The sequence below is a fragment of the Micromonospora lupini str. Lupac 08 genome, assembly GCF_000297395.2.
Lineage (GTDB): Bacteria > Actinomycetota > Actinomycetes > Mycobacteriales > Micromonosporaceae > Micromonospora > Micromonospora lupini.
This window is the reverse complement of record NZ_HF570108.1, coordinates 522,313-535,429: the sequence shown is the minus strand read 5'-3', so window position 1 is coordinate 535,429 and position 13,117 is coordinate 522,313. Positions and strand designations below refer to the sequence as shown.

The 13,117-nt window shown below is 71.7% G+C and carries 13 protein-coding genes and 1 pseudogene; 3 read left to right on the top strand and 11 right to left on the bottom strand.

Features of this window, described 5'->3' with window-relative positions:
- From MILUP08_RS03720 to MILUP08_RS03705, 4 genes and pseudogenes are all read right to left on the bottom strand, one after another.
- Positions 1 to 416: pseudogene (locus MILUP08_RS03720) on the bottom strand (CDP-alcohol phosphatidyltransferase family protein); the annotation flags it as partial.
- Entirely contained in the window at positions 413 to 1,159 is a 747-nt protein-coding gene (locus MILUP08_RS03715; protein ID WP_007454862.1) for an ABC transporter ATP-binding protein, read from the bottom strand. The pseudogene MILUP08_RS03720 and the gene MILUP08_RS03715, both read right to left, overlap by 4 nt.
- A gap of 1 nt (position 1,160) precedes the next feature.
- A complete protein-coding gene (locus MILUP08_RS03710) occupies positions 1,161 to 1,988 on the bottom strand; it encodes an ABC transporter permease (RefSeq protein ID WP_007454860.1) in 828 nt (275 codons plus the stop codon).
- 72 nt (positions 1,989 to 2,060) lie between these two features.
- A complete protein-coding gene (locus MILUP08_RS03705) occupies positions 2,061 to 3,431 on the bottom strand; it encodes an L-serine ammonia-lyase (RefSeq protein WP_007454858.1) in 1,371 nt (456 codons plus the stop codon).
- Between the two features lie 333 nt (positions 3,432 to 3,764).
- Between MILUP08_RS03705 and MILUP08_RS03700 the strand changes: the two genes are divergently transcribed.
- The gene (locus tag MILUP08_RS03700; RefSeq protein WP_007454856.1) at positions 3,765 to 3,974 is read left to right on the top strand and encodes a PspC domain-containing protein; all 210 of its coding nucleotides are present in this window, start codon (positions 3,765 to 3,767) and stop codon (positions 3,972 to 3,974) included.
- A 203-nt stretch (positions 3,975 to 4,177) separates the two neighbouring features.
- On the opposite strand, the gene MILUP08_RS03695 is transcribed toward MILUP08_RS03700, so the two are convergent.
- The 7 genes from MILUP08_RS03695 to pdxH form a co-directional block, all read right to left on the bottom strand.
- Positions 4,178 to 5,002, bottom strand: coding sequence for a DUF4230 domain-containing protein (locus tag MILUP08_RS03695; protein ID WP_039905311.1), 825 nt, complete (start codon positions 5,000 to 5,002; stop codon positions 4,178 to 4,180).
- 99 nt (positions 5,003 to 5,101) lie between these two features.
- Positions 5,102 to 6,262: an acyl-CoA dehydrogenase family protein gene (locus MILUP08_RS03690; RefSeq protein ID WP_007454852.1), complete on the bottom strand. Its 1,161-nt coding sequence runs from the start codon at positions 6,260 to 6,262 to the stop codon at positions 5,102 to 5,104.
- Between the two features lie 34 nt (positions 6,263 to 6,296).
- On the bottom strand, positions 6,297 to 6,602 hold the full coding sequence (locus MILUP08_RS03685) for a type II toxin-antitoxin system VapB family antitoxin (protein WP_007454850.1): 306 nt from the start codon (positions 6,600 to 6,602) through the stop codon (positions 6,297 to 6,299).
- Positions 6,603 to 6,790: 188 nt separating this feature from the next.
- On the bottom strand, positions 6,791 to 7,393 hold the full coding sequence (locus tag MILUP08_RS03680) for a nitroreductase family protein (protein WP_007454848.1): 603 nt from the start codon (positions 7,391 to 7,393) through the stop codon (positions 6,791 to 6,793).
- Positions 7,393 to 8,322, bottom strand: a complete 930-nt coding sequence (locus MILUP08_RS03675) for an aldose 1-epimerase family protein (RefSeq protein ID WP_007454845.1) — start codon at positions 8,320 to 8,322, stop codon at positions 7,393 to 7,395. Before MILUP08_RS03675 ends, MILUP08_RS03680 begins: the two co-directional genes overlap by 1 nt.
- Positions 8,323 to 8,340: 18 nt before the next feature.
- Positions 8,341 to 9,639: an MFS transporter gene (locus MILUP08_RS03670; RefSeq protein ID WP_007454842.1), complete on the bottom strand. Its 1,299-nt coding sequence runs from the start codon at positions 9,637 to 9,639 to the stop codon at positions 8,341 to 8,343.
- Entirely contained in the window at positions 9,636 to 10,352 is a 717-nt protein-coding gene (gene pdxH / locus MILUP08_RS03665; protein WP_051065656.1) for a pyridoxamine 5'-phosphate oxidase, read from the bottom strand. Before pdxH ends, MILUP08_RS03670 begins: the two co-directional genes overlap by 4 nt.
- A 193-nt stretch (positions 10,353 to 10,545) precedes the next feature.
- On the opposite strand from pdxH, the gene MILUP08_RS03660 reads away from it, so the two are divergent.
- Both MILUP08_RS03660 and serC read left to right on the top strand, forming a co-directional pair.
- Positions 10,546 to 11,652, top strand: coding sequence for a citrate synthase 2 (locus MILUP08_RS03660; protein ID WP_007454837.1), 1,107 nt, complete (start codon positions 10,546 to 10,548; stop codon positions 11,650 to 11,652).
- Between the two features lie 264 nt (positions 11,653 to 11,916).
- A complete protein-coding gene (serC, locus tag MILUP08_RS03655) occupies positions 11,917 to 13,044 on the top strand; it encodes a phosphoserine transaminase (RefSeq protein ID WP_007454835.1) in 1,128 nt (375 codons plus the stop codon).
- Positions 13,045 to 13,117 lie beyond the last annotated feature (73 nt).

The window sequence follows — 13,117 nt, the reverse complement described above, 5'->3', positions numbered from 1 at the left end:
AGGGTCGGCAGGTCGTCGACGCCGACGCGCAACGCGCCGCCGAACACGCCTGTGGCGTCACCGTCGAGGGCGTCCAGCGGGCCGGCGTCGACGATCTGGCCGCGCTCCTCACGCACGGCCGTCCGCCCGGGCACCGGCGGGTCGGTCAACACCAACGCCACCGTCGGCCCCACCGGACTGGTGGCGAGATGCCGCAGTACGGCGGTGTGCGCCACCAGGTCGGTGCCACTGACCAGCAGCGGCCCGTCGGCGGTGTCGGCAAGCGCGGCCAGCTCGTCGAGGGTGGCGGCGAAGCGCACCTCGGCCGCCCCGGCCCGGCGCAACTGGGCGGCCAGCCGGTCGGCAAGCGGCTCGCCGGACGCGGTGGTCAGGCCCGCCGCGGACGTCCCGGCGGCGAGCACGATCGCGAGCGTCACCGCGGAACCGCGGCGTGGTACGCGTCGAGCGCCTCGGCGATGGTGCCGTCGAGCGTCAACCGGCCCGCGTCGAGGTACAACCCCCGACGGCAGAACCGGGTCAGGTCCTTTTCGTTGTGTGACACCAGCACGAGCGTGCGCCCCTCCCCGAGCAGACGATCAATCGTCGCGTAACACTTCTTGCGGAACTCCGCGTCCCCGACCGCGGTCACCTCGTCCATCAGCAGGATCGGGTGCGGCAGGTGCGAGATGATCGCGAAGCCGAGCCGCACCTTCATCCCCGACGAGTAGTGCCGCACCGACGTGTCGATGGCCCGTTCCACCTGCTCACCGGCGAACTCGACGATGTCGTCGAAGTGCCGCTTCAGGTAGCTCGCCGACAGCCCGTGCAGCCCACCGACCAGGTGCAGGTTCTCCCGCCCGGTCAGGTCGTTGGAGAAACCGGCGGACAACTCCAGCAACGGCGCCACCGCACCGTGCACCCGGATGTCGCCCTCGTCCGGGATGAGCACCCCGGCGATCAACCGCAGCAGGGTGCTCTTGCCGGTGCCGTTGCGGCCGATCACCCCGACGGTCTCGCCCGGCTCGACGGTGAACGACACGTCGCGCAGCGGCCAGAACTGGCCCGGCAGGGCGCCGCGCCCGCCCCGGTGGATGAACAGCTCGCGCAGCCGCAGCTGGCGGCGACGGTTGCGGACGAACCGGATGCCCAGACCGTCCGCCTCGATGATCGGCGCGGCCACGTCAGAGTTCCTTGAGCACTGCGGGTTCCAACCGGCGGAACGACCACCAGCCGGCGGCCAGCACCAGCACGCTGCCGACGACAGTGGTGACGAGCAGCCGGGCGTCCGGGAACTCGTCCGGGTACCAGATCGCGTGGTGCAGTTGGAAGATCCCGACCAACGGGTTCAGCTCGTACACCACCTTGAGCCACCCCGGCAGTCCGGACTCCCGGACCAGGCTGAGCGGATAGATGATCGGCGTGGCGTAGAACAGCACCCGGATGATCAACCGCAGGAACCGCTCCACGTCGCGCATCAGCACGTTCCACGCGGACAGCAGCAGGGCCAGCCCCACCAGCAGCACCGCCTGCACCGCCACCGCGAGCGGCAGGGCGAGCAGCGACCAGCCGGGGTGGATCCGGCCCCGCGCCGCGTAGATCACCGCGATGGCGATCAGGATCGGCAGGCCGGCCGCGTACTCGGCGAACCGGCCGGTGACCCGGCCGATCGGGAAGACCTGCCGCGGCACGTTCATCGTGGTGATCAGCCGGGACTGTCCGGTCAGCGCGTTTGTCGCCTCGCTCAGCGCCGAACTGGCCCACATCCAGGCGAAGATCCCGGTGATCAGGAACAGCGGGTACGACCCGGCCGCCTCGCCGAGGTGCCGACCGGTGTCGCGGGAGTAGAGCACCCCGAACACGAACCAGTAGATGGCGCCCATGCCGAGCGGCTCGATCAACGACCAGAAGTAGCCAAGCACCGACTGCTGGTACTTGACCGCCAGGTCCCGCCTGACCAGGATGCGCAGCGAGTTGCGGTGCGACCACAGGGCCGCGACGCCAGAGGTCACCGCGAGCCTCCCGCCTCCTGAAACGGACGACAGGTTAGCAGTCGGTGAACGAATGCCCCGAATCGGCCGGACTCAGCACTCGATCACGTTGACGGCCAGACCGCCACGCGCCGTCTCCTTGTATTTGACCTTCATGTCGGCGCCCGTCTCCCGCATGGTCTTGATGACCTTGTCCAGCGACACCTTGTGCACACCGTCGCCGCGCAGGGCCAGCCGGGCGGCCGTGATCGCCTTGATGCTAGCCACCGCGTTCCGCTCGATGCAGGGGATCTGCACCAGGCCACCCACCGGGTCACAGGTCAGACCGAGGTTGTGCTCCATCCCGATCTCGGCGGCGTTCTCCACCTGCTCCGGGGTGCCACCGAGCGCCTCGGCCAGCCCCGCCGCCGCCATCGAGCACGCCGAGCCGACCTCACCCTGGCAGCCGACCTCCGCGCCGGAGATCGACGCGTTCTCCTTGAACAGCACGCCGATCGCGCCGGCCGCCAACAGGAACCGCACCACGCCGTCGTCGTCGGCCTTCTCCACGAAGCGGGTGTAGTAGTGCAGCACCGCCGGGATGATCCCCGCCGCGCCGTTCGTCGGCGCGGTCACCACCCGACCGCCTGCCGCGTTCTCCTCGTTCACCGCGAGCGCGAACAGCGTGACCCAGTCCATCGCGTGCAGCGGATCCGCCGTCCCGGCGTCCGCCTCCAGGCCGCGCCGCAGCTCCGCCGCGCGCCGCCGAACCTTCAACCCCCCAGGGAGTACGCCGTCCCGCTCGCAGCCGCGCTGCACGCACTCCTGCATCACCCGCCAGATCTCCAGCAGGCCCGCCCGGATCTCCGCCTCGCTGCGCCACGAGCGCTCGTTGGCAAGCATCACCTCGCTGATCGACAACCCGGTACGGGTGGTCACCTCCAGCAACTGCGCCCCGGTCAGGAACGGGTACCGCACCCGCGTGGTGTCCGGCTTGATGCGGTCCGCGCCCGCCGCCGCCTCGTCCACCACGAAGCCACCGCCGACGGAGTAGTAACTCCGCGCCCTGACCTGCTCCCCGGCCGCGTCGAAGGCCACGAAGGTCATCCCGTTGGGGTGGTACGGCAGCGACCGGCGACGGTGCAACGTCAGGTCCCGGTCCGGGTCGAAGTCGATCTCGTGCGCGTCCAGCAGACTGATCCGCCGCTCGGCGCGGATCCGCTCGACGCGAGGACCGACGCTGTCGGTGTCGACCGTCTCCGGCGACTCACCGGCCAGCCCCAGCAGCACCGCCCGGTCGCTGCCGTGCCCGTGCCCGGTGGCGCCCAGCGAACCGAACAGCTCGGCCTGCACCCGCGCCGTCTCGGTGAGCAGCCCGTCGGCCTTGAGCCCGGCCACGAACGTACGGGCGGCCCGCATCGGCCCGACCGTGTGCGAACTGGACGGCCCGATGCCGACGCTGAAGAGGTCGAAAACACTGATCATGGCTGCGCTTCCTCGGCGTCGTCCCGTCGTACGGGATCCGCCCGGTCGTGGCCACCGGTCCGGCGGCCCCGCTCGTGGCCGCCCGGTCGGGCGGCCGCCGGCCACCCGGGGTGTGGGTGCCCGACCAGCGAGCCTACCCGCCCAGCTCACCACCGCCCCCGCCAGCGGCGGGGTGGGGACGGTCGTGTGGGAGGAGTTGGGGAGGGTCGGCCCGGGTAATGCACCTACGGGTCCACGGCTCGCCGATCCTCCTCGGGACCGAGGGCGGGATGGCCACCCCTTCGTACCGTGGATTGCAGACGCGGCGCACCGCCGCAGAGTGGGAGTACGACGATGAGTCGCAAACTGGTCCGGCCCCGCCAGGGGCGCATGCTCGCCGGTGTCTGCGCCGGCCTCGGCCAGCGGTTCGGCATGTCCGCCGGGATGGTTCGGCTGCTGTTCCTGCTGTCGCTGCTGCTGCCCGGCACCCAGGTGATCGTCTACCTGATCCTCTGGATCCTCATGCCGAACGAAGACCGCTACCTCGCCTCGACCGGCCACTGACGTCAACCCCAGAAACCCGCCCCGACCGCGCGCAAGTTCAGGGATGTTGCTGCCTCAGTCGCTCGCGAGGCGGCACCATCACCGAAGTTGCGCAGATCTTGAACGGAGGGCTGGCGCGGGCCGCGCGCAGCACCAAAGGAAGCGCCCGCTCCGACGGTCGTCGGGGCGGGCGCTTCCGCGTCAGACAGCGGAGGTGCCAGGGGTCAGGGTGCGGTGTAGGTGACCGTGATCTGCTGGAAGCCCAGCGAGCGCAGCAGCCCCTCCAGCATCTTGCGGGTGTTCGCCTCGGCGCGGGCGGCGAGGCCGCTGTCGCGGGCGGCGGCGGTGATCCGGTCCTCGGCCAGCTGGTAGACCTGCTGCTGCCGGTTGGGGTCGTTGCCGACCAGGTCGCCGAGCCTGTTGAGCAGGCCGCGCTGCTCGGCGAAGACGTAGCTCTTCTCCATGTCGAGGTTGGTCTCGCCGAGCTGCGGCGCGGGGAGCTTGATCTCGACCGACTTGCCGTCGGCGGACTGCACGATGGCACCCTCACCGATCTTGGTGAAGTCGACGTACGCCTCGACGCTGCCGGCCCCGACGAACAGGGTGCGTTCGTTGAGCAGGAAGTCCGGGACGTTGCGCCTGTCGTTCTGGGTGTCGACCACGACCTGGAAGTTGCCTTCGGCGGCCACGTAGCGGCTGAGGTCCTGGATCGACTTCAGCAGCGGCGGCTGGCTGCGGTCGGTCTGTTCCTTCGCGAACGGGTTACGGAAATCGGGCAGGAACCCGGTCGCCTGCACGCCGAGCAGCACCACCACGGCCAGCGCGGCGGCGCCGAGCAGCAGGAGCAGCCCACGGGCCGCACCGCCACCACCGCTCGCACCGCCGCCCCCACCGGCTCCGTCGACCCCACCGCTCGGGGGGCCACCGGTGCCACCGGGTGTGTCCATGGTCGGGTCGGGTGTCGCCGCCGAGCGCTCCTTGAGGTCGTCGCCGGTCGGGTAACCGGGGAATTCCCTCGTGGGCTCGTTGATGCCAGCGTCGCGGGCCATCACACTCACCGTCCTCGTCAGACACGTCGTCTGTCAATGACGGTACGGCCCCGGTACGACAGCCGCGCGTCGAGCGGCCGGAATGCGTAAACGGGCAGGTCAGGCGAACGCGGATAGCCCGGTGAGCCGCTGGCCGACGACGAGTTGGTGGATCTCGGAGGTGCCCTCGTACGTCAGGACGCTCTCCAGGTTGTTCGCGTGCCGCATCACCGGGTACTCCCCGGAGACGCCGTTGGCGCCGAGGATGGTGCGGCACTGCCGGGCGATGGCCAGGGCCTCCCGCACGTTGTTCAGCTTGCCCACGCTCACCTGCTCGGGGCGGAGTCGGCCGGCGTCGGCGAGCCGGCCGAGGTGCAGCGCGAGCAGTTGACCCTTGACCAGTTCGACGGCCATGTCGGCGAGTTTGGCCTGGGTGAGTTGGAACCCGGCCAGCGGCCGGCCGAACTGGGTGCGGCTGGTGGCGTACGCCAGGGCGGTCTCCAGGCAGTCCCGTGCCGCGCCGAGTGAGCCCCAGACGATGCCGTACCGGGCCTCGGTGAGGCAGCTCAGCGGCGCCTTGAGCCCGATCGCGTCGGGTAGTTGGGCGTCGGCCGGGAGCCGGACGTCGTCGAGCGCGATCTCGCCCGTCACCGACGCGCGCAGGGACATCTTGCGGCCGATCTCGCGGGCCGTGACGCCTGGCGTGTCCATGGGTACGGCGAAACCGCGTACACCCTCGTCGGTACGCGCCCAGATGACGGCGACGTCGGCGATCGGCGCGTTGGTGATCCACATCTTGGCGCCGGCGAGGATCCAGTCGTCGCCGTCGCGGCGGGCGCGGGTGGTCATGGACGCCGGGTCGGAGCCGTGGTCGGGTTCGGTCAGGCCGAAGCAGCCGATCGCCTCGCCGGTCGCCATCGCCGGCAGCCAGCGCTGCTTCTGCTCCTCGCTGCCGTAGCGCCAGATGGCGTACATCGCCAGTGAGCCCTGCACCGAGACCAGCGAGCGGAGACCGGAGTCACCCGCCTCCAGCTCCTGGCAGGCGAGCCCGTACGCGACGGCGGAGGCGCCTGCGCAGCCGTAGCCGGTCAGGTGCATGCCGAGCAGACCGAGTTTGCCGAACTCCCGGGCCAGCTCGCGGGCCGGCACGCGGCCCTCCTCGTACCAGGCGGCGACGTGCGGGCGGACCCGGTCGTCGACGAGCTGGCGGACGACGTCGCGGATCTGCCGCTCCTCGGCGCTGAGCGACGGGTCCAGGTCGAGCAGATCGAGGGCAGTCATGCCGTCACCTTAACGAAGCCTCAGCTCACGCCGCTCACTCGATCGGTTCGGAGAGCACCAGCACGCGGGCGTGAATCTGGTTGCGCTGTTGCAGGGCGGCACGCAGGGCACGGTGCAGCCCGTCCTCCAGGTAGAGCCCACCGTTCCACTGGACCACGTGCGGAAAGAGGTCGCCGTAGAAGGTCGAGTCCTCGGCGAGGAGCTTGTCGAGCGCCAACTCGCGCTTGGTGGTGATCAACTGGTCCAGGCGCAGCGGGCGGGGCGGAATCTCCGCCCACTGCTTGAGCGTCAGGTTGTGCTCCGGGTAGGGACGCCCGTCCCGGACCGCTCTGAAGATCACGACGGCACGCTCCCCTCCCCGTGGCCGGGCCGACCGACGACGCCGAGCCGGGCCGCGGCGGGCACCGCGCGGCGCGGCACCGATGACCGTGTCAGCCTAGCCGCCCAGCACACGCGGCGTTCTGCTCCCTGATGTCAGTTTCGCTACCGCTCGTCCGTTCCTCAACTCCGACGAACGGGACGCCCCACTCAACTCCACCGCCCGCGCCGTACCACCTCGTCCATCCCGCGCCGCCCCCGGCGCAACGACGGTGACCGATGGTCGGGCGCACGGTAACCGATTGTGACGGCACCGATGGGGCGGTACTCGTCCGGCACGTCGAACGCGTCCCGGTACGCGTCCAGGCGCTGCGGCGGAACCCCGAAGAAGCACGCCCCCAGCCCCTCGTCCACCGCGGTGAGGAGCATCAGCAGCGCGGCGAAGCCGGTGTCCACGTACCAGTAGGGCACCGGCCAGCGGTCGGTCGACCGATCCGTCCACCCCTTGTCCGGCTCCGCGTACCGCCGCAGGTAGGCCGACTCGTTGGCGTGCGGCACCACGATGAGCGGCGCCCGGCGCATCCCCGCCAGCCAGCGTTCCCGCCCTCCGCCCTCCGGGGTGGTGGCGGCCCAGAACCGCTCCCGGTCGGCCGCCTCCTCCAACACCAGGAAGCCCCAGCCCTGGGCGAACCCGGCCGACGGGGCGCGGACGGCGTGGTCGAGCAGCCGATCCACCACGTCGGGCGGGACGGGACGGTCCGGGTCGTAGTTGCGGACCATCCGCCGACGGCGGACGACCTCCGCGAACTCCATCAGGCTCCGGGACGGATGCCCCAGGCACCACGCCAGGTCGTGCCGGGCTTGAGCGTGAGCAGGTCCTTGCCCGAGCGGAACGCGTCCGGCGGGCAGGTCATCGGCTCGATCGCCACCGAGCGCCGGTGCCGCTCGCCGGTGAGCGCGTCCCCGGTGAACACCTGCCACCAGCCGAACTCCGCGTCCGCCCAGATGCTCACCCCGGACGAGGTGTCCGGCGCGGCCAGGCTCACCGAGGAGCCGCCGTCGGAGTCGCGGATCACCTCGCCGAAGCAGAGGTCCAACTCCGCGCCGCCGATCCGACGCGGGCTGGTCCAGTCGTACTCGGTGCCCGCCACCGGGGTCGCCCCGACCGGGAGCAGCCGACCGTCCACCAGCACACGGGTACGCGCCGGCAGCCGCATGACCAGGTCGTCCACCGCGACACCCGGCAGTTGCAGGTACGGGTGCACGGAGAAGCCGAACGGGGCCACCTCGGCGCCGACGTTCGTCACCTCGTGCTCGGCACGCAGGCCGTCCGCGCTCACGCTCCACCGGCTGACCAGCCGCAGCGGCCACTCGTAGCCGGGCTGCGGCGGCAGGTCGTAGCCGACAGTCACCGCGTCCGCGGACTGCTCCAGCAGCCGCCACGGCACCCAGTTGACCAGCCCGTGGATGGCGACGTGCCGCTCCGGCTCGGTCAGCGCGAGCTGGTGCGTCCGGTCGGCGAACGGGTAGCGGCCGTCGCGGATCCGGTTCGGCCAGGGCGCGAGCACCTGGCCGGCGCAGCCGGGGCAGACCTCGTCGGCGCGGTACCCGTCGAGCAGGTCGACGCCGTCGTGCCGGTACGTCCGCAGCCCGCCGCCCACCTCCACGATGACGGCCTCGTGGCCCGCGGCGGCGATGGTCCACTGTGCGCCGGAGAAGGGGCGCTGGTCGGGGCTTTCCATGCCGGCGACCCTAACCGGTCACGGCCGGTCGCCGCTCGACGCCGTCGAGGCCCGGTAGCGCAGCAGCGCCGGGAAGGCGACCGCGAGCACCACCACGAGCACCGCCGAGGCGAGCCCACCGGCGACCCAGGCCACCCCGCCGCCGAACCCGGCGGCCATGGTGCCGGCCCGCAGGTCACCCAGGCGCGGACCGCCGGCCACCACCACCGTGTTGACGCCCTGGAGCCGACCGCGCATCCGGTCCGGCGCGTACACCAGCAGCATGGACTGGCGCAGTACGGCGCTGACCAGGTCGGCGGCGCCGGCCACGGCGAGCAGCAGGACCATCAGCCAGAGCTGGTGGGCCAACCCGGCGGCGGCGATCGCCAGGCCCCAGCCGACCACCGCGACCACCAGGCCGACGCCCTGCCGGCGGAGCCGACCGATCCAGCCGGAGGTCAGCCCACCGATCATGGAGCCGATCGCGATGGCGCTGTAGAGCAGGCCGACCGAGCCGCCGCCGCCGAACCGCTCGTGGGCGATCTCCGGGAACAGCGCCCTCGGCATGGCCAGGATCATCGCGATCAGGTCCACGCCGAACGAGAGCAGCAGCACCGGCGTGGTGGCGAGGTACCGGAATCCGTCGATCACGCTGGCCAGGCCGGCACGTCGGGCCTGGCCGTCGGCGGTCGGCTCGGGCGGGAGCGCGGGCAGGCGCAGCGCGGCCCAGAGCATCGCGGTGAACAGCACCGCGTCCACGCCGTAGGCGATCGGCAGGACGACGCTGGTGTCCGGCGAGGCGGAGAGGATCAGGCCGGCGGCGAGCGGGCCGGCGACCGAGGCGGCGGTGAAGGTCGTGTAGTTCAGGGTGCTGGCGGCCGGGACGAGGTCGTCCGGCACCAGCCGGGGCAGCATGGCGCTACGGGCCGGCGAGGTGATCGCGAAGGCCACCGACTGCACCGCCATCAGCACCAGCAGCAGCACCGGGCTGCCCACGTTCAGCAGCGCCTGGACCAGCAGCCCGAGGGTGGATGCCCAGAGCAACAATGACCCGCCGAGCAGCACCGCCCGGCGGTCGCGGGCGTCGGCCACCGCGCCACCCCAGAGCCCGAAAATCAGCAGGGGTACGAACGCGGCCACGCCCAGCAGACCCACCCAGAACGAGTCCCGGGTCAGGGCGTACATCTCCACCGGCACCGCGACGGCGGTGAACTGGAAGCCGAACATCGCCACGGTGTTGCCGAGCCACAACCGCCGGTACGCCGGTACGCGCAGCGGGCGGACGTCGATCGCCCAGCGGCGCGCTCCGCGCGGCCGGGCCTCCTGCACGCCCGTCACGGCGCCAGCCGCTCGACGATCCAGCCACCCGCGTCGAGGCGACGGAAGCGGAGCCGGTCGTGCAACCGGCCGGCGCGACCCTGCCAGAACTCCACCGCGTCCGGCCGGACGCGCAGACCCCCCCAGTGCGGCGGGGTCGGGATCTCGGCCTGGTCGGCGAACCGCTCGGCCACCTCCCGGTAACGCTCCTCCAACGCCGCCCGGTCCGGCACCACCTGCGACTGCGGGCTGGCCCAGGCGCCCACCTGCGAACCACGTGGCCGGCTCGCGAAGTACGACTCGGTCACCGCCTGATCGACCGGGGCGACCGACCCGGCGACCACCACCTGCCGCTGCATGGGAAACCACGGAAAGACCAGACTGGCGTACGGGTTGCCGGCCGCCTCGACACCCTTGCGCGAGAGGTGGTTGGTGAAGAAGACGAAGCCCTCGGGGTCGTACCCCTTGAGCAGCACCGTCCGGCCGCTGGGCCGGCCGGCGTCGTCGGCGGTGCCCACCACCATCGCGTTCGGCTCGGGCAGCCCGAAGGCCACCGCGTCGGCGAACCAGCCGTCGAACTGGGTGTGCCAGTCGGCGGCCAGGTCAGCTTCGGTCAGGCCCAGGTCCGCGGCGTACTCGTTACGCATCGCGGCCGGGGCGGGTGTGTCGCCCGTCACGTCCCCACTCCTCCTCGGCGGCCCGACCAGCACCCTCCCGCGCTGGCCAGTCCGCATCGCCCAGTCTCACCGAGTGGCGCGGAGAATGCGCGTCCTCAGATGTCGTGTGCAGCACAGTCGCAGCGGGTCGCATATCCGGTTACGCAGCAGGCAAGATGTTCCGAACACATCCCTGAGGGTCGCCTAAGGCGCTCGGCCGACCGGGCCGGCTCAGCTGATCAGGCGCACCGACCAGATCCAGGAGAGCGACATGGCCGATTTCAAACCCGGTCTGGAGGGCGTCGTCGCCTTCGAGACCGAGATCGCCGAACCCGACCGCGAGGGTGGCGCGCTGCGCTATCGCGGGGTCGACATCGAGGATCTGATCGGCCAGGTCTCGTTCGGCAACGTCTGGGCGCTGCTTGTCGACGGCCGGTTCGGGCCGGGCCTGCCGCCAGCGGAGCCGTTCCCGGTGCCTGTGCACTCCGGCGACATCCGCGTCGACGTGCAGTCGGCGGTCGCGATGCTGGCGCCGTACTGGGGGCTCAGCCAGCTGTTGGACATCTCCGACGAGCAGGCCCGCGAGGACCTCGCCCGGGTGTCGGTGACCGCGCTCTCCTTCGTCGCACAGTCCGCCCGTGGCCTCGGCCTGCCGGCGGTGCCGCAGAAGGAGATCGACAAGGCGCAGACCATCGTCGAGCGGTTCATGAAGCGCTGGCGGGGCGAGCCGGATCCGCGGCACGTCAAGGCCGTCGACGCGTACTTCATCTCGGCCGCCGAGCACGGCCTGAACGCCTCCACCTTCACCGCGCGCATCGTCGCCTCCACCGGGGCGGACGCGGCGGCCTGCATCTCGTCGGGCATCGGCGCCCTCTCCGGGCCGCTGCACGGCGGCGCGCCGTCCCGCGTGCTCAGCATGCTGGAGGCCGTGGAGCGCAGCGGCGACGCGGAGGGCTACGTCAAGGGAGTCCTGGACCGGGGCGAGCGGCTGATGGGCTTCGGCCACCGGGTCTACCGTGCCGAGGACCCGCGCGCCCGCGTGCTGCGGCGCACCGCCAAGGAGCTGGGCGCGCCGCGCTTCGAGATCGCCGAGGCGCTGGAGAAGGCCGCCCTCGCCGAGCTTCAGGCCCGCCGTCCGGACCGGGTGCTGGCCACCAACGTCGAGTTCTGGTCGGCCGTGGTGCTGGACTTCGCCGAGGTGCCGGCGCACATGTTCACCTCGATGTTCACCTGCGCCCGGATGGGTGGCTGGAGCGCGCACATCCTCGAGCAGAAGCGCCTGCAGCGGCTGGTCCGTCCGTCGGCCCGCTACGTCGGCCCGGACACCCGCAAGCCCAGCGACGTCGAGGGCTGGGGCGCCATCCCGCACGGCGTCTGACCGGCTCGAAGGGCCCCTCCCGACGACTCACGTCCGGGAGGGGCCCTTTTCTGTGCGCGGTCGGGCGATCGGCCCCGGGGTGTGGCGAAGGACTCAGGCCGGCCCTCGGGACCCCGACTTCCACGGCCCGACCCGGGTGCGAGGATGAGGGCCGGCAGTGTCGCCGGATCGCGGTACGGATCCCGGCCGCCGTGCGCCCCGCGTACGCCCGCCGCCGGTCCGCACCGAGCCCGCCCTCGCCCATGCGGAAGGACCTTCAAGACCGTGGCTGACGCACCGATCATCCGGATTCCTGACGAGATCAAGCCCGCCGACGGACGTTTCGGCTGCGGCCCGTCCAAGGTCCGTCCGGCGGCCGTGTCCGCGCTCGCCGAGGTGGCGACCAGCTACCTGGGCACGTCGCACCGGCAGAAGACGGTCCGCGACCAGGTGGCCCGGCTGCGCTCCGGCATCGCCGAGTTCTTCTCGCTGCCCGAGGGCTACGAGGTCGTGATCGGCAACGGCGGCACCACCGCGTTCTGGGAGGTCGCCACCTTCGGCCTCGTCCGCGACCGCGCGCAGTTCGCCAGCTTCGGCGAGTTCGGCGCGAAGTTCGCCAAGTCGGTCTCGGACGCCCCGTTCCTGGGTGAGCCGACCGTCCGCAAGGCCGCTGCGGGCAGCGCGCCGACCCTGGTCGCCGAGGCCGGCGTGGACGTGTACGCGACGCCGCACAACGAGACGTCGACGGGCGTGGCCGTGCCGATCAACCGGGTGGCCGGTGCGGACGAGGGCTCGCTGCTCCTCGTCGACGCGACCTCGGGCGCCGGTGGCCTGGAGGTCAACGTCGGCGAGACCGACGTCTACTACTTCGCGCCGCAGAAGTGTTTCGGCTCCGACGGCGGCCTCTGGCTGGCCCTGATGTCGCCGGCCGCGCTGGAGCGGGCCGCCGAGATCAAGGCGTCGGGGCGCTACATTCCGGCCTTCCTGGACCTGGTGACCGCGATCGACAACTCGCGGCTGGAGCAGACGTACAACACCCCGGCGCTGGCCACCATCTTCCTCGCGGCCGAGCAGACCGACTGGATGAACGCGCAGGGTGGTCTGGCCTGGGCGGCCAAGCGCACGGCGGAGAGCGCCGCGACGGTGTACGGCTGGGCGGAGCGGTCCACGGTGGCCACTCCGTTCGTCACCGACCCGACGCTGCGGTCCAACGTGGTCGCGACGATCGACTTCGCCGACGGGGTGGACGCCACCGCGATCGCCAAGGCGCTGCGCGCCAACGGCATCGTCGACACCGAGCCGTACCGCAAGCTCGGCCGCAACCAGTTGCGGGTGGCGCTGTTCCCGGCCGTCGAGCCGGCCGATGTCGAGGCGCTGACCGCGTCCATCGACTACGTCGTCGAGCGCCTCTGAGCATCGTCACGGTGGGTGTCCGTCGGAGCCTCGACGGACACCCACCGTGATCATCGCCGCAGCTCAGTCGCGA

What these genes read in the sequence shown, in the direction of transcription:
- MILUP08_RS03705 (WP_007454858.1), bottom strand. Translation starts at nt 3,431, where the DNA reads ATGATCAGTGTTTTCGACCTCTTCAGCGTCGGCATCGGGCCGTCCAGT.
- MILUP08_RS03700 (WP_007454856.1), top strand. Translation starts at nt 3,765, where the DNA reads ATGAGTCGCAAACTGGTCCGGCCCCGCCAGGGGCGCATGCTCGCCGGT.
- MILUP08_RS03695 (WP_039905311.1), bottom strand. Translation starts at nt 5,002, where the DNA reads ATGGCCCGCGACGCTGGCATCAACGAGCCCACGAGGGAATTCCCCGGT.
- MILUP08_RS03690 (WP_007454852.1), bottom strand. Translation starts at nt 6,262, where the DNA reads ATGACTGCCCTCGATCTGCTCGACCTGGACCCGTCGCTCAGCGCCGAG.
- MILUP08_RS03680 (WP_007454848.1), bottom strand. Translation starts at nt 7,393, where the DNA reads ATGGAGTTCGCGGAGGTCGTCCGCCGTCGGCGGATGGTCCGCAACTAC.
- MILUP08_RS03675 (WP_007454845.1), bottom strand. Translation starts at nt 8,322, where the DNA reads ATGGAAAGCCCCGACCAGCGCCCCTTCTCCGGCGCACAGTGGACCATC.
- pdxH (WP_051065656.1), bottom strand. Translation starts at nt 10,352, where the DNA reads ATGCGGACTGGCCAGCGCGGGAGGGTGCTGGTCGGGCCGCCGAGGAGG.
- MILUP08_RS03660 (WP_007454837.1), top strand. Translation starts at nt 10,546, where the DNA reads ATGGCCGATTTCAAACCCGGTCTGGAGGGCGTCGTCGCCTTCGAGACC.